This is a genomic window from Leifsonia sp. NPDC058194, assembly GCF_042883605.1.
Lineage (GTDB): Bacteria > Actinomycetota > Actinomycetes > Actinomycetales > Microbacteriaceae > Leifsonia.
Genome location: NZ_JBHVVL010000005.1, coordinates 227578 through 245646 on the forward strand (window position 1 = coordinate 227578; position 18069 = coordinate 245646).

An 18069-nucleotide genomic window follows, 5' to 3' on the forward strand; every position below is an offset into this window, starting at 1 on the left:
CCCCGTCCGCCCCCCCCCCCCCCCCGCCCGGCGGGGCCGCGCCCCCCGCCCCCCGGGTCGCCCGCGCGGGGGGGGCCCCCCCCCACCCCCCCGGGGGGGGGGGGGGGGGGCGCCCCCCCCCCCCCCCCCCACGACTCACCTCTCACGTGCGTGCGGGCTCAGGATAGTCAGCCGGCTGAGTATTCGGCGTAGGGTGAGGCTATGGGTAAGCGGATCAGGATCGTCGTCGGCTGGGTCGCGGCCGTGCTCGTGCTCGTGGTGGTCGGATTCCTCGGTTGGGCGAACACGCCGATGATGGGCGAACGACCCGCCGCGATCGCTGCGTGGACCGATCCCGCCGTGCAGATCCACGATGCGGGTGACGCGGTCGTCATGGCGCCGACGGGCGAGGCCTCCGGCGAGGGCCTGGTGTTCATCCCGGGCGCGCGCGTCGACCCGTACGCCTACCTCTACAAGCTCTCGGGTGCTGTCGCCGAGACGGGTCTCACGGTCGTCATCACCAAGCCGACGCTCAACCTCGCCTTCTTCGACACACGCCCGCTGAGCACCTTCACCAGCCTGGCCCCCGCGGTGACCGACTGGGCCGTCGGCGGCCATTCCCTCGGCGGCGTGCGGGCCTGTCAGCTCGCCGACGACAAGTCCGTCAGCCGGCTCATCCTGTTCGGCAGCTACTGCGCGAACGACCTCTCGACGACGGATCTCGCGGTGCTCTCCATCGGCGGCGAGCGCGACGGGCTCAGCACCCCGGCGAAGATCGCCGGCGCCGCGCACCTGCTCCCGTCCGACGCCACCTTCGTGGAGGTGCCGGGGATGACGCACGCGCAGTTCGGCGACTACGGCCTGCAGCCCGGCGACGGCACCTCGACCATCAGCGACGACGAGGCGCGCGACGCCATCACGGCGGCACTCGCATCGGTACTCTGAGCCGATGGATGCACGCGCCGAGGAGGATCAGCAGCGACCCGAGAACTGGCCGCTGGGCCGCCTGCTCGGCGCCGCCTCCCGCGCCGTCGAGCGCGCGTGGGCCGAGGCCCTCGACGCCCGCGGGCTGACGCACGCCGGCCTGATCGTCCTGCACATGCTGGAGCTCGGCGTCGTCTCCCAGGCCGATCTCGCCCGCATCGCGCAGGTGGAGGCGCAGACGATGTCGCGCACCGTCGACCGGCTGGAGCGGGAGGGGCTCCTCACCCGCGAGCCGGACGCCTCGGACCGCCGCCGTCACGTGCTCGCGATCACCCCCGCCGGGCGCACCGCCTTCGAAGCGGTGCGGGGGCTCGAAGACGAGGTGTTCCCTACGGTCGACGACCCCGCAGCGCTGCGCTCGGCCCTCGTCCAGATCGTCAGCGCGTCGCCGCGCCCGGGTCACCCGGCACCTTGACGACCAGGCTCAACGGGTCGACGCGGGTGCGCATCGCGATCACCTCGCCGAACAGGTCGCCGTCGAGGTCGACCGACTCTGGCCGGCTCAGCCGGACGACGAGCTCGCGCCCCTTCAGGTAGTTCATCGCGCGGATCTCCCGGCCGGAGCCCATCATCCGCCGTCCGACACTGGTCCGGCGGAGCACGCCGTTCTCCCAGAAGACCTTGGCGACGATCTGCACCCAGCCGAAGAACCCCTCCGGCCGCAGCACCACGATGTCGAACTGCCCGTCGTCGACCGCGGCGTCCGGGAGCAGCAGGATGTTGGCGGGGAGCGAACCGCAGTTGCCCACGATCACCGTGTGCGCGCGCACGGAGTGCACCGTGCCGCCGTCGAGGCGGTACCGCAGCCGCAGCTCGTTCTTGTCGCGCAGCACCGTCCCGATCGCCTTCACGTAGGCAAGCCAGCCGGCCTTCGCCTTCAGGTCGTCGTCGGTCGCCGCGATCATCTGCGCGTCGATCCCGAACCCGGCCATCACGAGGTAGGCGTGCTCCGTCGTCGTTCCGTCGGAGTCGCGCAGCTCGGCGACTCCGACGTCGATCGGGCGGTCGTCGCCCCCGAACGCGCTGTCGAGCGAGTGCCCGACATCGTCGAGTGTGAGTCCGAGGTTGCGGGCCAGGAGGTTGCCGGTGCCGGAGGGGAGCAGCGCCAGCGGGGTGCCGGTGCCGCGGAGCGCCTCGGCGACCGTGCGCACCGTCCCGTCGCCCCCGGCCGCGATCACCACGTCGACGGCGCGCTCCACCGCCTGGCGCGTCTGCCCGGTGCCCGGGTCGTCCGGTGTCGTCTCGAGCCACAGGGTCGGCTCCCAGCCCCAGCGCTCCTCGGCGGCGGCCAGGGCGGCGCGGAGGGCGGGTTCGTCGACCTTCACGGGGTTGACGACGATCGCGGCGATGCTCAATTCGGGTCCTCTCGTCCCCTCGACCGTACCGGGTGCGGTCTAGCGGTCGGCGACATCCCGCAGCACGACCTCGACCAGCACGACGAGGCACACGGCCACGATCGCCCAGGCGAGAAGAGTCAGAACCATCACGTTCTCTTCTTACCGGAGCGGGAGCGGCCCGGCGCCGAAAGGCGGCAACTCGTAACATGGGGGCCCGAAACGTCACACGCCGGAAACGCGGAGCCGGGGACGGGCAGCGGAGTCAGCCCTTCCCTTTGCCCTTGTTGCCGTTCCCGTTGCCGTTCCCGTTGCCGTTGTTGCCGTTCCCGTTCCCCTTGCCGTTCCCGTTGCCCTTGCCGCCGTTGCCGCCGTCGTCCGTGCCGGTCGTGCCCTGTTCCGGCGCGGCCGGCGTCGGGACCACGGCAGGAGCGACGGTCTGCGGCGGCGTCTGAACGCTGGGCGTGGGCCGCGGGGTCGGACCGGTGTCGGCCGTCCCGTCCCCCGACCCCAGGATCGCCCCCAGGGTGAGGGCGGCCGCCACCACGACGACCGCGCCGGCCCCGATCAGAGCGGCGACGAGGCGGCGGCGCCTGCGTGCGGGAGGGGCGAGCAGACGTGTCGGCTCGGTCGCGCGCTGCTCGGCGGGCATCGCGATCGTCTCGGCGGGCATCGCGACCGTCGGCGCGTCGGCATCCGCACCCACGGGGACCCATTCCGTCAGTTCCGGCGCCATCACCTCGGCCATCGTGGCCACCTCCGCAGCGGTCGGCCGCAGAGCCGGGTCCGTGCTCGTCATCGCCAGCAGCATCCCGCGCCAGCCGTCCGGGAGGTCGGCGGGTACACGGGGGTCGTGCGCCGCGCGGGCGGCGACCGCTTCGACCGGGGTCCCGGGATACTCCCGTACGCCGGTCAGCGCCTCCAGCACCACGAGTCCGAGGGAGTACACGTCGGCAGCGGCTCCGGGATCGGCTCCGTGCAACTGCTCGGGGCTCAGATACCCGGCGGTGCCGATGACGGTCCCGGCGGTCGTCACCCGATCGGCCCCCAGCAGATGCGCGATGCCGAAATCGGCCAGCTTCGCGATCGGCGCGCGTCCCGGCACGCTCGCGGGTGCCAGGAGGATGTTGGCCGGCTTGAGGTCGCGGTGCACCATCCCGGCAGCGTGCACGACCGAGAGCGCCTCGGCCAGGTCGGCGGTCATGGCCGCGACCTGGTCAGGCGGGAGCGGTCCGTCGTCGAGCCGCGACCGGAGGTCGGGACCGTCGACGAGCTCCATCACGAGGAAGCTCGGGGTCGTCTCCCCGTCGCCCGCGAGGTGGGCGTCGAACAGCGTGACGAGGTGGGGGTGCGCCATCCGTGCGAGCGCCCTCGCCTCCCCGCGTCGCCGCGTGTCGTCGGCGGCCGTTCCCGGAGGGAAGAGCTTGATCGCGACGAACCGGCCGAGCTGCCGGTCGTAGGCGCGATGGACGGTCGCCATGCCGCCGCGACCGAGCCGGTCGCGCAGCTCGTACCGGTCGAGTAGCGGATCCACCGTGCGAGCATACGCGCCGGTGACGGCACAGTACGATCCCATTCCCCGCCGTGAATACGCTCAGAATCGTGTCACCGGCCCTTGAACCGGCGGCGGATGAGGGCCTGTCTGGACAGCGTGGATCGGGAGCAGCACGTGGCGGACGTCGGGGATGAAGCGCCCCGGCCCGACACGGGCGTGCTCGAGGCGCTCCAGGTGTACCGGGCGGCGGAGGCCGCCATGCGGCGCCGTACGGGTGCCGCGATGGGCATGGGCGACAACGACCTCCTGGCGCTGCGGCTCATCCTCGACAACACTGCCGCGGGGCGCCCGACCGCCGCGAAGGATCTGAGCCGGTACCTCGGGATCTCCAGCGCATCCACCACCGCTCTGATCGACCGGCTGGAGGGCGGCGGCTTCGTCGAGCGACGCCGCAGCGTGACGGACGGCCGCTCGATCACCCTCCTGCCGACGCGGGCCTCTCTCGGCGAGACCGGTCCGCTGCTGGCCGAGGCCAACGCCCAGCTGGCGGCCGCCTCCGCCGAGCTCAGTCCCGACGAAGCGGAGACGGTCACGCGCTTCCTGACGCGGATGCGGGAGACCGTCGATCGCATCTCCGCCGATCGCGCGCGGGCTAGACCCGAAAGACGTCGCAGTCAAGGGGATTACTAGGCAACCGAAACAGTTGTTCAGTGGTCGGGTCAAGGAAAGGACACTCTCCATGAACATCCTGCTCATCATCATCGCGATCATCGCGATCGTCCTGCTGCTCACCGGAGGCTTCGTCCAGTCGCTGAACTTCCTGCTGTGGGTCGGAATCATCCTGCTCGTGCTGGCGGTGATCGTCTGGCTCGTGCGCATGCTGACCGGCAGCCGCCGGGTCTGACCGGAGGCGCAGCATGAGCCTCGGCACAGGCATCGTCCTCGTCGTCATCGGCGCGATCCTGGCGTTCGCCCTGAACGTCCAGGTGGACTGGATCGACCTGCACCTCGTGGGCTACATCCTGATGATCGCCGGCGCCGTCGGCATCATCCTCGGGATCGTGCTGATGTCGCGCCGGCGCCGGAGCGTGGCCACCACGCGCACGGCCGTGGACCCCGCGACCGGCGAGCGTGTGACCCGCCGTACGGGCGAGTCGGACGACGTGCTCTGACACACGTGCTCTGACGCACCCCGCACGACAGGAGCCCCGCACCATCGAGGTGCGGGGCTCCTTCGCGCGCGGGGGGTTTCGCGATCACATCGTGTCGAGGATCGCCACCAGGTCTTCGAAGGTGGTCAGCGGGTTCAGGATGGCGAAGCGCGTGTTCGGGCGCCCGGCATGCGAGCTGGGCGTCACGAAGGCGCGCTGCTCCTCCAGCAGGCGGGCCGACCAGCGTGCGTAGTCCTCGCGGCTCCAGCCGTCGCGCTCGAAGACGACCACGGAGAGCTGCGGTTTGCGCACGAGGCGGAACCCGTCCCGGCTCTCGATCTCGTCCGCGATGCGCTCGGCCAGACGCAGGGAGGCGGTGACGGCGTCCCGGTACGCCGCCGCGCCGTGGCTCGCGAGCGAGAACCAGAACGGCAGGCCGCGCGCACGCCGGGTGAGGTGCACTGCGTAGTCGGAGGGGCTCCACTCGGCCGCGTCGGTCAGGGTGTCCAGGTACTCGGCGTGCTGCGTGTGCGCACGCCGCCCCGCCTCGGGATCCCGGTAGATCAGGGCGCAGGCATCGAAGGGCGCGAACAGCCACTTGTGCGGGTCCACGATCACCGAGTCGGCGTGCTCGACCCCGGCGAACCTCGGCCGCGCGAGCGGCGAGAGCATCCCGGCCAGCCCGTAGGCGCCGTCGATGTGCAGCCAGAACGGGAACTCCTTCTTCAGCGCCGCGATCGAGGCGATGTCGTCGACGATGCCGAAGTTGGTGGAGCCGCCGGTCGCGACGACCGCGAAGACGGCGTCGCCGTACTCTTCGAGCGCCGGGCGCACGGCCTCGCCGGTGAGGACGCCGGACTCGCCCGGCGCGACCGGGACGACTTCCACGTCCATCACCCGCGCCGCGGACGCGACCGAGGAGTGTGCTTCGGCGCTGCAGACGATCACCCAGCGGCCCGAGGGGGCGCGGCCTTCCGCCCGGGCGTGGTCGCGCGCCGCAACCAGCGCGGAGAGGTTGCCGAGCGTCCCGCCCTGCACGAAGACGCCGCCGGCGGAGGCGGGCAGGCCGAACTCGGAGGCCAGCCAGGCGAGCACCTGGTTCTCGGCGTACACGGCGCCCGACCCCTCCAGCCACGATCCGCCGTACACGGCGCTGGCCGAGACGACGAGGTCGAACGCGGTGGCGGCCTTCGTCGGGGCCGTCGGGATGAACGAGAGGTACTGCGGGTGGTCGGTGGTGATGCAGGCCGGGGCGAGCACGTGCTCGAACACGGCGAGCGCGCGCTCGGCGCCCATCCCGCCCTCCGAGACGGTCTGACCGGCGAGGCGGCGCAGCTCGTGCTCGGGCAGCGGCTTGTCGAGCGGGGTGTCGGTGCTCAGGATGCGGCGGCGCGAGTAGTCGAGCACGAGGTCGACGAGCTCGCGCGTCTCGGGCGTGACGGCGTGCATCCGGTCGGCGGACGGCGTGGACTGGGTGTTCATGGGACCTCCGCGGTCCATGCTTTCACACGGAATGAGCAGGAGTTCGGCGATGGGCGCAGAATTCGTGCGCTCTTTGTGCTGAAATCGCACCTATCGTGCACTTTGGCGAGCGTCGACGTGCCGTTCGCCCCGCCAGATCGTCACGAGACGACGAGTCGGACGAACCGCGCCGTCTCGGCCCCCACGGCCACGTAGGAGTACCGCTGCGCGCTCGAATAGATCGCGTGGTCGCCGACCGCGAGCTCGGACGCACCGTCCTCGCGCTCGATGCGCACGCGGCCCGCGGTGACGAAGACGATCTCGTGCCAGCCGGCCGGGTCGGGATCGGCATCGTAGCGATCCCCGGCGGCGAGCACCCAGGTCCAGAGCTGGGCGTCCGCGCGGGCCGGCACGGCCCCGACCAGAGCACCGACGCTCTCCGCGGACGCGCCGCGCCAGGCGACGGCGTTCACCGCCGTCGGCGGGGCGGAGGGCTCGGCCACGAGGGTGACGAAGTCCGTGTCGAGGGCCTCGGCCACCCGATCCAGCCCCGAGAGGCCGATGTTGGCCTCCCCCGCCTCCAGGTTGATGATCGTGCGCCTGCTGATCCCCGACCGTTCCGCCAGCGCGGCCTGGCTGAGACCACGCTCCTGGCGCAGGCGGCGGAGGTTCCCCGCGACGTGGGCGAGGACGTCCGAGCCGTGCTCTGGCATGTGCACCATTCTGCACCATAGAATGTGCAGGATGCTGCACACACCCGATCGGACCCGCGAGCCTGCGCGGCGGCGCTTCCGCGTCAGCCGGCAGGAGGGCGCACTCCTGGCGATCACCGCGCTCTGGGGCTCGACCTTCCTCATCGTGCACCTCGCGATGGAGCACAGCGGCCCATGGTTCTTCGTCGGACTGCGCTTCGCGGTCGCCGGCCTGCTGGGCCTCGTGGTCTTCCACCGCTCACTGCGCGGGATGCGCTGGCGCGACGTCGGGGCCGGTGCGGCGATCGGCGTCGCCATCGCCCTCGGCTACGGCCTGCAGACGATGGGACTCCAGACGATCAGCAGCAGCACGTCCGCCTTCATCACCGCCCTCTACGTTCCCCTCGTGCCGCTGATCCAGTGGGCCGTGTTCCGCCGGGCGCCGCGGCCGCTCACCCTCGTCGGCGTCGCGCTCGCCTTCGTCGGGCTCCTGCTGCTCGCCGGGCCGGACGCCCTGCGCATCGGGCTCGGCCCCGGTGAGATCGCCACGCTGATCAGCACCCTGCCGATCGCGGCGGAGATCCTGCTCATCGGGCTGTTCGCGAAGTCCGTGGACGTGGGCCGGGTGACGATCGTGCAGCTGCTGGTGGCCGGCGGCGTGGGGTTCCTCGCGATGCCCATCGCCGGGGAAGCGGCTCCTGCGTTCTCCTGGGCGTGGCTGCTGCCCGGCGTCGGACTCGGCGTCGCGAGCTGCATCATCCAGCTCACGATGAACTGGGCCCAACGCTCGGTCTCCCCCACCCGTGCGACCATCATCTACGCGGGCGAGCCGGTCTGGGCGGGCGTCATCGGGCGCATCGCCGGCGACCGGCTGCCGCCCGTCGCGATCGCGGGAGCGGCGCTCATCGTCGCCGGCGTGATCGTCAGCGAACTGCGTCCCTCGGCTAGACTCCGGGCCGCGGGCGTCTCCTCCGGCCCGCGGAAGGAGCCCGGATGACCGCCCGCGACCACCGCGTCGCCGTCCTCGTGCTCGAGGGCGCGAAACCCCTCGACGTCGGCATCCCCTCGCAGGTGTTCGCGCACCGCCCGAGCATGCCGTACGAGGTGCGCGTCTGCGGCGCCGAGCCCGGGCTCGTCACCGGCGGCGACGGCCTGTCGTACCACGTGGCGGAGGGGCTCGACGCTCTCGAGCGAGCGGACACCGTGTTCGTGCCGGGATACCGCGAGCCCGCGAGCACGGAGCCCCCGGCGGCCGTGGTCGACGCCCTGCGAGTCGCTCACGACCGCGGCGCCCGCCTGGCGGCCATCTCGACCGGCGCCTTCGCCCTCGCCGCCACCGGCCTGCTCGACCGCCGCCGGGCGACCACCCACTGGCACTACACGCGCGCGCTCGCGGAACGGCATCCCCTGATCCGGGTGGACGAGAACGTGCTCTTCGTCGACGAGGGCGACGTGCTGACCTCGGCGGGGGCGGCCTCCGGCATCGATCTCTGCCTGCACCTGGTGCGACGCGACCACGGCGTCGGACTGTCGAACCACGTCGCGCGGCGCCTCGTCGCCGCCCCCTACCGCAGCGGCGGGCAGGCGCAGTACGTGCCGCGCAGCGTCCCGGAGCCGCTCGGCGACCTCTTCGCGGAGACGCGCGAATGGGCGCTCGGGCGCCTGGCCGGCCCGCTCACCCTCGCCGAGCTCGCGCGCAACGCGAACGTCTCGGAACGCACCTTCTCGCGCCGATTCGTCGAAGACACCGGCTACACGCCGATGCAGTGGGTGCTGCGCGCCCGCGTCGACCTCGCCCGCGAGCTGCTGGAGCGCACGGACCTCGGCGTCGAGCAGATCGCCCACCGGGTCGGGCTCGGGACGGGGTCGAACCTGCGCCTGCACTTCCACCGCATCCTGGGCACCTCCCCGACGGAGTACCGGCACACGTTCTCCGCCTGACCCGCGTTCCCGCCCTGGCGGGATCCTCGTGCGCCCTGGCGACCACCCTGGCGTGATGCTTGCGCACGCTGTCCTGGGAGCCACTTTCGAGGCCGGACGGCGCGAACGACGATGGAAGGCGGACCGGGAACGAAAGGAACCACCCATGACCCGCATCGCCATCAACGGCTTCGGCCGGATCGGCCGCAACACCCTCCGCGCCCTCCTGGAGCGCGACACCGACCTCGAGGTCGTCGCCGTCAACGACCTGACCGCGCCCGACGCCCTCGCCCAGCTGCTCCGCTTCGACAGCTCCCTCGGCCGTCTCGGCCGCCCGGTGGAGGTCGACGGCAGCACGCTGATCGTCGACGGACAGCGCATCGAGGTGCTCGCCGAGCGCGACCCCGAGAACCTGCCCTGGGCGGAGCTCGGCGTCGAGATCGTGCTGGAGGCCACCGGCCGATTCACCTCCGCCGACGCGGCCCGGGCGCACCTGCGCGCCGGCGCGAAGCGCGTGCTCGTGAGCGCCCCCTCCGACGGCGCCGACGTCACCCTCGCCTACGGCGTGAACACCGCCGAGTACGACCCGGAGTCGCACACCATCGTGTCCAACGCCTCCTGCACCACGAACGCCCTCGCGCCGCTGGCGAAGGTGCTCGACGATCTGGCCGGCATCGAGCACGGCTTCATGACCACCGTGCATGCCTACACGCAGGAGCAGAACCTGCAGGACGGCCCGCACCGCGACCCACGCCGTGCCCGCGCCGCCGGCGTGAACATCGTCCCAACCACGACCGGCGCCGCCAAGGCGATCGGCCTCGTGCTCCCGGGCCTCGACGGCAAGCTCTCGGGCGACTCCATCCGCGTGCCCGTCCCGGTCGGATCGATCGTCGAGCTCAACACGACGGTCGCGCGGGAGGTCACCCGCGACGAGGTCCTCGCCGCCTACCGCGCCGCCGCCGACGGCGCTCTCGCCGGCGTGCTCGAGTACTCCGAGGACCCGCTGGTGTCGAGCGACATCACGGGGCAGCCCGCGTCGTCGATCTTCGACTCCGCCCTCACCCGCGTGGACGGCAAGCACGTCAAGGTCGTCGCCTGGTACGACAACGAGTGGGGCTTCTCCAACCGCGTCGTGGACACCCTCACCCTGCTGGCGGGCTAGTCCGCGAGACCACCGGACCGCCCGCGAGACGCACCCACTCACCTCTCGCGGGCGGTTCTGTTAGCGTCGGGCGGGTGATCCACGGTTCGACTCCCGCAGCAGACATCACCGCGGACGCGGATCTCGTGGCGCGGATGATCGCCGAGCAGCATCCCGACCTCGCGGCGCCACTGCGCCTCGTGTCCGACGGCTGGGACAACCGCATCTTCCGCCTCGGCGACGGGCTCGCGGTCCGGGTGCCGCGCCGGGAGGTCGCGGCGCACCTGATCGAGCACGAGCAGCAGGCGCTCGGCGCGATCGCCGAGCGCGTGGACGTGCCGGTGCCCGCGCCCGTCCGCGTCGGCGTGCCGAGCACGACCTTCCCCTGGCCGTGGAGCATCGTCCGCTGGCTGGACGGCATCGACGGAGCCGCGGTCGACGGTTCCGCGCGTGCTGCGATCGCCGCCCCGCTCGCCGCCTTCGTGCGCGCACTGCACATCCCCGCGCCCGCCGACGCCCCGGTCAACCCGGTGCGCGGCGTCCCCCTCGCGACGCGTGACAGGGCCGTGCGCGAACGCCTCGCGCTGCTGTCGGCGCGCATGGACACCGGCGGGCTGGTCGCGGCGTGGGAGGACGCCATGGACGCCCTGGTCTGGGACGGACCGGCGCTCTGGCTGCACGGCGACCTCCATCCCGGCAACCTGCTGCTGCACTCGCGGCCGGGCGGAGGCGTGGACGGCCTCGCCGCCGTGATCGACTTCGGTGATGTGACCGCCGGCGACCCCGCGACCGATCTGGCGACGGCGTGGCTCACCTTCGAGCCGCCGGCCCGGGAGGCGTTCCGCGCCGCGCTCGGTCCGTCGGCCGACGACGCGACCTGGCGCCGGGCGCGCGGCTGGGCCGTGACGATGGGCTCCGCGCTCGCCGCGCACTCCGACGACAACGCGCGCATGGCGGCGCTCGGACGGCACGCGCTGGCACAGCTCACCGGCTGACGCGCCCACTCGCGCGCTCGCCGCTCACGCAGAAGCCCCCGCCCGCAGAATCAGCGGACGGGGGCTTCGACGTTCGAACGATCGCTTACGCGTCGGCCTCGACGAGCGCACCGGCCTGAGCGAGGTCGGTGATCAGCTGGTCGCCCGGGATCGCGGGGACGAAGTCCGCCTCGATCTCGGCACGGTCGAGCAGCTCGTTCATGCGGCGCTGACGCTGACGCGGGATGAGCGTCACGACCGTGCCCTGCTTGCCGGCGCGGCCGGTGCGGCCCGAGCGGTGCAGGTAGGTCTTGTACTCGTCCGGCGCGTCGGCCTGGATGACCAGGTCGATGTCGTCGACGTGGATGCCGCGGGCGGCGACATCGGTCGCGACCAGCACATTCACGCGGCCGCTGGTGAGCTGCGCGAGGTTGCGGGTGCGTCGGGACTGGTTGAGGTCGCCGTGCAGGCTGACGGCGGGGATGCCGGCGTCGTCCAGCTGGTCGGCGAGCATCTCGGCGAAGGCGCGGGTGCGGGCGAAGATCAGCGTCTTGCCCTCGCGGTCGGCGAGCTGCTCGATGATGGCGGGCTTGTCGCGGTGCTCGATGACGAGCACGCGGTGGTCGATCGTCGAGGACGCCTGGTCCTCGCCGGCGACCTCGTGCACGGCCGGCTCGACGAGGAACTCGTCGACCAGCTGCGCGACGCCCTTGTCGAGGGTCGCCGAGAAGAGCAGCTTCTGGCCGCCGTCCGACGTCTCGCGCAGGATGCGCTGCACCGGCTCGAGGAATCCGAGGTCGCACATGTGGTCGGCCTCGTCGAGCACGGTGATGACGACCTCGCTGAGGTCGAGGCGGCCCTGCTCGAGGAGGTCCTCGATGCGGCCCGGGGTGCCGATCACGATGTCGACGCCGCGCTGCAGCGCGCCGACCTGGCGGGCCTGGGGCACGCCGCCGTAGATCTGCGTGGTGAAGAGGCCGACGCTGCGCGCGATGGGCTGCACGGTGCGGTCGATCTGCAGAGCCAGCTCGCGGGTCGGGGCGAGGATGAGCGCGCGGGGGGCGCGGCCGATCTGACGCTTGCCGCCGGCCTTGCCGGACTCGGCCCAGAGCTGCATGAGGCGCTCGACCATGGGGGCGCCGAACGCGATGGTCTTGCCGGAGCCGGTGCGGCCGCGGCCGAGCACGTCCTTGCCGGAGAGCACGTCGGGGGCGGTCGCCGCCTGGATCGGGAACGGCTTCTCGGCACCGAGCTCGGCGAGTGCGCGCACGACGTTGCCGCCGAACCCGAGATCGGCGAACGTCACGCCGTCGACGTCCTCGGCCTGGATAGCCTCCGCCTCGAGACGTTCGAGCACGACGTCGTCCTGCGCCTTGAAGGCCGGCTTGTCGTCGCGCGACGGGTAGAAGGAGGAGTCGCGACGGGGGCGGTCGCCGCGGTCGTCGAAGGACCGGCGGGGGCGGTCGTCGAAGTCGCGGCGCGGCGCACGGTCGCCCCGGTCGTCGAACGAGCGACGCGGACGGTCGGAGAAGTCGCGGCGCGGACGGTCGTCGCTGTCGCGGCGCGGGGCACGGTCGCCACGGTCGTCGAACGAGCGGCGCGGACGGTCGTCGCTGTCACGACGCGGGGCGCGGTCGCCACGGTCGTCGAACGAGCGGCGCGGACGGTCGGCACGATCGTCGAACGAGCGGCGCGGGCGGTCGTCGCTGTCACGACGTGGGGCGCGGTCGCCACGGTCGCCGCGGTCGTCGAACGAGCGGCGCATGCGGTCGTCGCGGTCGTCCGAGCGGCGCGGACGGTCGTCGTACTCACGACGCGGGGCGCGGTCGCCACGGGGGGCGCGGTCGCTACGGTCGTCGAACGAACGACGGGGTCGGTCGTCGTCCCGGCGCGGACGGTCGGCACGGTCGTCGAAGGAGCGGCGCGGGCGGTCGTCCGTGTCGCGGCGCGGGCGCTCGTCGCGGCCGGCGCGGCCGCGGTTGTCCCACTCGCGCTCGGTGCGACGGGCGTCCTTGCCGCGGGGCTCCCAGTTGGGTCGCTCGCCGCGGTTGCGGTCGCCGGCGCCGGTGTCGCGGGTGCCGCCGTCGCGGCTGCCGTAGACGGCACGGCCGCGCTCGGCGCTCGCACCGCGCTTGGCGCGGTCGTCGGCCGACCAGCGGGCCTTCTTGCCTGCGGTCTGCTCCTCGGCGCGGTAGCCGCGGTGCTTGGGGCTCTTGCTGCCGACCTGCTTGGGTCGGTCGTTCTTCTTGTACGGGGGCATGCGTGATTCTTCCTGGGTTATCTCAGGTGCGCGGCGGCGCGCAGAAACGCACCGGGGAATCCCCGTCGAACATCGTCCGGGGCCGTTCACATCGTGATTGTCCACACCGCTGATCGGGTGCAGAACCGGCCCGCTTGACTTACAAACCCATCCGCGCGACATGCGCGGTGTCAAGAGCCGACTGGTCAACGATACAGGATGGAGGCTGTGAAGCGGCTGCCGATCCCGCGATCGGTTCTGCACGGCCGGGGTATACAGGAGTCATGCCTTCCGCCTCCTCGCTCGACGCCGTCGTGATCGGCTCCGGTCCCAACGGGCTGGCCGCCGCCGTCACGCTGGCCCGCGCCGGCCTCTCGGTACGGGTGTACGAGCGCAACGCCACGGTTGGCGGAGGGATGCGGACGGAGGAGGTCACCCTCCCCGGCTTCCGGCACGACCTCTGCTCGGCCGTGCACCCGCTGGCGTTCGCCTCCGGCTTCTTCCGCCGGTTCGGGCTCTCGGAGCGCGTCGGGTTCGTCACGCCGACTGCCTCGTACGCGCAGCCGCTGGACGGCGGTCGCGCCGCGGTCGCCTACCGCGACATCGAGCGCACCGCGGACGCGCTCGGCGTGGACGGTCCCGCCTGGCGCGCGCTGATCGGGCCGCTCGCCCGGCACGCGGACGAGGTCGCACAGTTCACCGGCTCGAACGTCGTCGGCCTCCCCCGCCACCCCCTCGTCGCCGCGCGACTGGGTGCGACCGCGCTGCTCCAGGGCGGCCCGTGGTGGGATCTGCCCTTCCGCACCGAGGAGCCGGGCGCCCTGCTGACCGGCGCGTTCGCGCACACGACGCTCTCCCTCCCGAGCGTCGCCGGCGCGGCAGCCGGGCTGACCCTCGCGGCCTACGGGCACGCCCGGGGCTGGCCGGTGCCCGTCGGCGGTTCCCAGAGCATCGCGGACGCCCTGGTCGCCGACCTGGAGGCCCACGGCGGCGAGGTCGTCACGGGCGCCGAGGTGACCAGCCTGGGCGACCTCCCTGCGTCGCGCATCGTCGTGTTCGACACGCATGTGCGCGACGCGGCCCGCCTCGGCGAGGATCGCCTGGCGGCGGGCTACCTGCGCCGGGTCTCCCGCTTCCGCGACGGCAACGGGGTGTGCAAGGTCGACTTCGCGCTCTCGGGCCCGGTGCCGTGGACGAACCCGGAGCTCAACGAGACCGCCACCGTCCACCTGGGCGGGACGCGAGCGGCCGTCGCCCGCTCCGAGCGCGAGGTGGCCCACGGCCGGGTGGGCGACGATCCGTACGTGCTGGCCTCGCAGCCCTCCCTGTTCGACGCCTCCCGCGCACCCGCGGGCAAGCACGTCCTCTGGGCGTACACGCACGTCCCGCGGGGTTCCGCCGACGACCGCACCGAGGCCGTGATCCGGCAGATCGAGCGATTCGCACCCGGCTTCCGCGACCTGATCCTCGCCAGCACCTCCCGGACCGCCGTGCAGATGGAGCAGTACAACCCCAACTACCGCGGCGGCGACATCTCGACAGGGATGCCCGACTTCCGCCAGCTGATCGCGCGGCCCGTGCTCTCCGCCGATCCGTGGCGGATGCCCGGCCGCGGGCTGTTCCTCGCGTCCGCCTCCGCCGCACCCGGCCCGGGCGTGCACGGGCTCGGCGGCTACTACGCCGCGCGGAGCGCCCTGCGACACGAATTCGGCGTGACCCGCATGCCGTCGCTCGCCCCGGGAGCGTGAGCGCGTGTCGGTGACCGTGCGCCTCCTCCGCTGCACCCCTGCGCAGGTGTTCGGGGTGCTTGCCGACCCGTGGGTGTACCCGAGCTGGGTGGTGGGCGCCTCGCGGATGCGGGCGGCCGATCCCGCCTATCCCGTCACCGGCTCCAAGCTGCACCACTCCATCGGGGTCTGGCCGTTCGTCCTGAACGACGAGACGCGCGTGGACGTGTGGGACCCGCCGCGGCGGATGGTCCTGCTGGCGAAGACGCGTCCCTTCGGCGAAGAGCGGGTGGCGATCGACGTGCGACCGCACGGCGACGGGTGCCTCGTGCGCATGGAGGAGTACGCCGTCGCCGGCCCGGCCCGGCTGATCCCCCGGCCGCTGGCCGACATCGTGCTGCTCATCCGCAACCGGGAGTCGCTGCGCCGGCTCGAGTGGGCCGCGCGCGGCCGGATGTGAGCCCACGCCGTCGGCGGCACCAGCTAGCGTGGGTTGCGCCTGAGCGAGGGAGACATCGATGAGCACGCCGGACAGCCACGTCGCCGACTCGCACGACCTCCTGCGGGTGCAGGGCGCTCGCGAGAACAACCTGAAGGACATCAGCGTCGACCTGCCGAAGCGGCGGCTGACCGTGTTCACGGGCGTCTCCGGCTCGGGCAAGAGCTCGCTCGTGTTCGGGACGATCGCGGCGGAGTCGCAGCGGATGATCAACGAGACGTACAGCGCCTTCGTGCAGGGGTTCATGCCGTCGCTCGCCCGCCCCGACGTGGACGTGCTCGAAGGCCTGACCACGGCGATCATCGTCGACCAGGAACGGTTGGGCGCCAATGCGCGCTCCACAGTCGGAACGGTGACGGACGTCAACGCGATGCTGCGCATCCTGTTCAGCCGGCTCGGGCAGCCGCACGTCGGATCCCCGCAGGCGTTCTCGTTCAACCTCGCCTCGGTGCACGGCGACCGGGCGGTCACGATCGAGCGCGGGTCGGGCAAGGCCGAGGCGGGCAGCTTCGCGATCACCGGCGGCATGTGCCCGCGGTGCGAGGGGATGGGCACGGTCAACGAGATCGACCTCGCCGAGCTCTTCGACGACTCCAAGTCGCTCGCGGAGGGCGCGATCACCATCCCCGGCTACACCGCGGACGGCTGGGCGGTCCGCCAGTACGCCGAGTCGGGCTTCGTCGACGCGACGAAGCCGATCCGCGACTACACCGAGACCGAGCGGAACGACTTCCTCTACAAGGAGCCGACCAAGGTCAAGATCTCGGGCATCAACATGACCTTCGAAGGTCTGGTGCCGAAGATCCAGAAGTCGTTCCTGTCGAAGGACCGCGATGCGCTGCAGCCGCACATCCGCGCCTTCGTCGACCGCGCGGTGGCGTTCGCCGTGTGCCCGGACTGCGGCGGCACACGGCTCAACGAAGGGGCGCGCGCCTCCCGCATCGACGGCGTGAACATCGCGGAGGCGTGCGCGATGCAGATCAGCGATCTGGCCGGGTGGGTGCGCGGCATCCAGGAGCCGTCGGTGGCGCCGCTCCTGGCGAACCTGCGGCACACCCTGGACTCGTTCGTCGAGATCGGGCTCGGCTACCTCTCGCTCGACCGGCCCTCCGGAACCCTCTCGGGCGGCGAGGCCCAGCGCACCAAGATGATCCGGCACCTCGGCTCGTCGCTCACCGACGTCACCTACGTCTTCGACGAGCCGACGATCGGGCTGCACCCGCACGACATCCAGAAGATGAACGAGCTGCTGCTGCGCCTGCGCGACAAAGGCAACACGGTGCTCGTGGTCGAGCACAAGCCGGAGGCCATCGCGATCGCCGACCACGTCGTCGACCTCGGGCCGCGCGCCGGGACGGCCGGCGGCACGATCTGCTTCGAGGGCACGGTCGAGGGGCTCCGCGCGAGCGGCACGCTCACCGGGCGCCATCTCGACGACCGGGCCGCTCTCAAGGAGACGCTGCGATCGCCGTCGGGGGCCCTCCCGGTGCGCGGCGCGACCGCGAACAACCTGCAGGACGTGGATGTCGACATCCCCCTCGGCGTCCTGGTCGTCGTGACCGGGGTGGCCGGGTCGGGCAAGAGCTCGCTCATCCACGGCTCGGTCTCGTCGCAGGCCGACGTGGTGTCGATCGACCAGGGTGCGATCCGCGGGTCGCGGCGCAGCAACCCGGCGACCTACACCGGCCTGCTCGACCCCATCCGCAAGGCGTTCGCGAAGGCCAACGGCGTGAAGCCCGCCCTGTTCAGCGCCAACTCCGAAGGCGCATGCCCCACCTGCAACGGCAACGGCATGATCTACACCGACCTCGGGGTGATGGCGAGCGTCGCGACCGTGTGCGAGGAGTGCGGCGGCAAGCGGTTCCAGGCATCCGTGCTCGAGTACACGCTCGGCGGCCGGAACATCAGCGAGGTGCTCGCGATGCCCGTCACCGAGGCGCGCGAGTACTTCCGCGAGGGCGAGGCGCGCACCCCGGCCGCGAGCGCCATCCTGGACCGGCTGGAGGACGTCGGCCTCGGCTACCTCAGCCTCGGCCAGCCGCTGACCACGCTGTCGGGAGGCGAGCGCCAGCGCCTGAAACTCGCCACCCACCTCGGCGAGAAGGGCGGTGTGTACGTACTCGACGAGCCGACCACCGGCCTGCACCTGGCCGATGTGGAGCAGCTCCTCGGCCTCCTGGACCGGCTCGTCGACTCGGGCAAGTCGGTCATCGTGATCGAGCATCACCAGGCCGTGATGGCGCACGCCGACTGGATCATCGACCTCGGCCCGGGCGCCGGCCACGACGGCGGTCGCCTGGTCTTCGAGGGCACGCCGGCCGACCTGATCGCCGAGCACTCGACCCTCACCGGAGAGCACCTGGCGCGCTACGTCGGCGCCTGACCCGGGATCCGGTGGTCACGACTTGCCGTGCGTGATGCTTTCGCACGGCATGTCGTGACCACTCGATGCACGCACGACGGCCCGGACACC

The 18069-nt window shown here is 72.3% G+C and carries 17 protein-coding genes; 12 read left to right on the forward strand and 5 right to left on the reverse strand.

The window, feature by feature from the left end:
* Positions 1-201: 201 nt before the first annotated feature.
* Positions 202-924, forward strand: a complete 723-nt coding sequence (locus ACFVU2_RS18345; protein ID WP_387877352.1) for an alpha/beta hydrolase — start codon at positions 202-204, stop codon at positions 922-924.
* Positions 925-928: 4 nt separating this feature from the next.
* On the forward strand, positions 929-1378 hold the full coding sequence (locus ACFVU2_RS18350) for a MarR family winged helix-turn-helix transcriptional regulator (protein ID WP_387877354.1): 450 nt from the start codon (positions 929-931) through the stop codon (positions 1376-1378).
* Here the strand turns inward: ACFVU2_RS18350 and ACFVU2_RS18355 are convergent.
* On the reverse strand, positions 1341-2318 hold the full coding sequence (locus ACFVU2_RS18355; protein ID WP_387877357.1) for a diacylglycerol/lipid kinase family protein: 978 nt from the start codon (positions 2316-2318) through the stop codon (positions 1341-1343). The genes ACFVU2_RS18350 and ACFVU2_RS18355 overlap by 38 nt on opposite strands.
* A 244-nt stretch (positions 2319-2562) precedes the next feature.
* On the reverse strand, positions 2563-3831 hold the full coding sequence (locus ACFVU2_RS18360; RefSeq protein WP_387877360.1) for a serine/threonine-protein kinase: 1269 nt from the start codon (positions 3829-3831) through the stop codon (positions 2563-2565).
* 96 nt (positions 3832-3927) lie between these two features.
* Between ACFVU2_RS18360 and ACFVU2_RS18365 the strand changes: the two genes are divergently transcribed.
* Genes ACFVU2_RS18365 through ACFVU2_RS18375 form a run of 3 tightly spaced genes read left to right on the forward strand, consistent with a single transcriptional unit; the run spans position 3928 to position 4964 of the window.
* Positions 3928-4482, forward strand: a complete 555-nt coding sequence (locus ACFVU2_RS18365) for a MarR family winged helix-turn-helix transcriptional regulator (RefSeq protein WP_387877363.1) — start codon at positions 3928-3930, stop codon at positions 4480-4482.
* Between the two features lie 49 nt (positions 4483-4531).
* Complete coding sequence (locus ACFVU2_RS18370; protein WP_169730356.1) at positions 4532-4696, forward strand: hypothetical protein; 165 nt, start codon at positions 4532-4534, stop codon at positions 4694-4696.
* Between the two features lie 13 nt (positions 4697-4709).
* Entirely contained in the window at positions 4710-4964 is a 255-nt protein-coding gene (locus ACFVU2_RS18375; protein WP_387877366.1) for a DUF6458 family protein, read from the forward strand.
* 84 nt (positions 4965-5048) lie between these two features.
* Here ACFVU2_RS18375 and ACFVU2_RS18380 read toward each other — a convergent pair whose 3' ends face one another.
* Positions 5049-6443, reverse strand: a complete 1395-nt coding sequence (locus tag ACFVU2_RS18380; protein ID WP_387877369.1) for a pyridoxal phosphate-dependent decarboxylase family protein — start codon at positions 6441-6443, stop codon at positions 5049-5051.
* Between the two features lie 122 nt (positions 6444-6565).
* Complete coding sequence (locus ACFVU2_RS18385; protein ID WP_387877371.1) at positions 6566-7117, reverse strand: helix-turn-helix domain-containing protein; 552 nt, start codon at positions 7115-7117, stop codon at positions 6566-6568.
* A gap of 31 nt (positions 7118-7148) precedes the next feature.
* Between ACFVU2_RS18385 and ACFVU2_RS18390 the strand changes: the two genes are divergently transcribed.
* The 4 genes from ACFVU2_RS18390 (at position 7149) to ACFVU2_RS18405 (ending at position 11152) form a co-directional block, all read left to right on the forward strand.
* Complete coding sequence (locus ACFVU2_RS18390; protein WP_387877374.1) at positions 7149-8093, forward strand: DMT family transporter; 945 nt, start codon at positions 7149-7151, stop codon at positions 8091-8093.
* Positions 8090-9037, forward strand: coding sequence for a GlxA family transcriptional regulator (locus ACFVU2_RS18395; RefSeq protein ID WP_387877376.1), 948 nt, complete (start codon positions 8090-8092; stop codon positions 9035-9037). Before ACFVU2_RS18390 ends, ACFVU2_RS18395 begins: the two co-directional genes overlap by 4 nt.
* 145 nt (positions 9038-9182) lie before the next feature.
* Entirely contained in the window at positions 9183-10178 is a 996-nt protein-coding gene (gap, locus tag ACFVU2_RS18400; RefSeq protein ID WP_387877378.1) for a type I glyceraldehyde-3-phosphate dehydrogenase, read from the forward strand.
* Positions 10179-10312: 134 nt separating this feature from the next.
* Positions 10313-11152 (forward strand): aminoglycoside phosphotransferase family protein, encoded by an 840-nt coding sequence (locus tag ACFVU2_RS18405; RefSeq protein WP_387877587.1) that lies wholly within the window; start codon positions 10313-10315, stop codon positions 11150-11152.
* Between the two features lie 85 nt (positions 11153-11237).
* Here ACFVU2_RS18405 and ACFVU2_RS18410 read toward each other — a convergent pair whose 3' ends face one another.
* Positions 11238-13391 (reverse strand): DEAD/DEAH box helicase, encoded by a 2154-nt coding sequence (locus ACFVU2_RS18410; protein ID WP_387877379.1) that lies wholly within the window; start codon positions 13389-13391, stop codon positions 11238-11240.
* Positions 13392-13654: 263 nt separating this feature from the next.
* Here ACFVU2_RS18410 and ACFVU2_RS18415 point away from each other — a divergent pair, with 263 nt between their 5' ends.
* Genes ACFVU2_RS18415 through ACFVU2_RS18425 form a run of 3 tightly spaced genes read left to right on the forward strand, consistent with a single transcriptional unit; the run spans position 13655 to position 17979 of the window.
* The gene (locus ACFVU2_RS18415; protein ID WP_387877382.1) at positions 13655-15118 is read left to right on the forward strand and encodes a phytoene desaturase family protein; all 1464 of its coding nucleotides are present in this window, start codon (positions 13655-13657) and stop codon (positions 15116-15118) included.
* A gap of 4 nt (positions 15119-15122) precedes the next feature.
* A complete protein-coding gene (locus ACFVU2_RS18420) occupies positions 15123-15557 on the forward strand; it encodes an SRPBCC family protein (RefSeq protein ID WP_387877384.1) in 435 nt (144 codons plus the stop codon).
* A 58-nt stretch (positions 15558-15615) separates the two neighbouring features.
* Positions 15616-17979 (forward strand): ATP-binding cassette domain-containing protein, encoded by a 2364-nt coding sequence (locus ACFVU2_RS18425; RefSeq protein ID WP_387877387.1) that lies wholly within the window; start codon positions 15616-15618, stop codon positions 17977-17979.
* Positions 17980-18069 lie beyond the last annotated feature (90 nt).

What these genes read in the sequence shown, in the direction of transcription:
- ACFVU2_RS18345 (WP_387877352.1), top strand. Translation starts at nt 202, where the DNA reads ATGGGTAAGCGGATCAGGATCGTCGTCGGCTGGGTCGCGGCCGTGCTC.
- ACFVU2_RS18350 (WP_387877354.1), top strand. Translation starts at nt 929, where the DNA reads ATGGATGCACGCGCCGAGGAGGATCAGCAGCGACCCGAGAACTGGCCG.
- ACFVU2_RS18365 (WP_387877363.1), top strand. Translation starts at nt 3,928, where the DNA reads ATGAGGGCCTGTCTGGACAGCGTGGATCGGGAGCAGCACGTGGCGGAC.
- ACFVU2_RS18370 (WP_169730356.1), top strand. Translation starts at nt 4,532, where the DNA reads ATGAACATCCTGCTCATCATCATCGCGATCATCGCGATCGTCCTGCTG.
- ACFVU2_RS18375 (WP_387877366.1), top strand. Translation starts at nt 4,710, where the DNA reads ATGAGCCTCGGCACAGGCATCGTCCTCGTCGTCATCGGCGCGATCCTG.
- ACFVU2_RS18380 (WP_387877369.1), bottom strand. Translation starts at nt 6,443, where the DNA reads ATGGACCGCGGAGGTCCCATGAACACCCAGTCCACGCCGTCCGCCGAC.
- ACFVU2_RS18385 (WP_387877371.1), bottom strand. Translation starts at nt 7,117, where the DNA reads ATGCCAGAGCACGGCTCGGACGTCCTCGCCCACGTCGCGGGGAACCTC.
- ACFVU2_RS18390 (WP_387877374.1), top strand. Translation starts at nt 7,149, where the DNA reads ATGCTGCACACACCCGATCGGACCCGCGAGCCTGCGCGGCGGCGCTTC.
- ACFVU2_RS18395 (WP_387877376.1), top strand. Translation starts at nt 8,090, where the DNA reads ATGACCGCCCGCGACCACCGCGTCGCCGTCCTCGTGCTCGAGGGCGCG.
- gap (WP_387877378.1), top strand. Translation starts at nt 9,183, where the DNA reads ATGACCCGCATCGCCATCAACGGCTTCGGCCGGATCGGCCGCAACACC.
- ACFVU2_RS18405 (WP_387877587.1), top strand. Translation starts at nt 10,313, where the DNA reads ATGATCGCCGAGCAGCATCCCGACCTCGCGGCGCCACTGCGCCTCGTG.
- ACFVU2_RS18410 (WP_387877379.1), bottom strand. Translation starts at nt 13,391, where the DNA reads ATGCCCCCGTACAAGAAGAACGACCGACCCAAGCAGGTCGGCAGCAAG.
- ACFVU2_RS18415 (WP_387877382.1), top strand. Translation starts at nt 13,655, where the DNA reads ATGCCTTCCGCCTCCTCGCTCGACGCCGTCGTGATCGGCTCCGGTCCC.
- ACFVU2_RS18425 (WP_387877387.1), top strand. Translation starts at nt 15,616, where the DNA reads ATGAGCACGCCGGACAGCCACGTCGCCGACTCGCACGACCTCCTGCGG.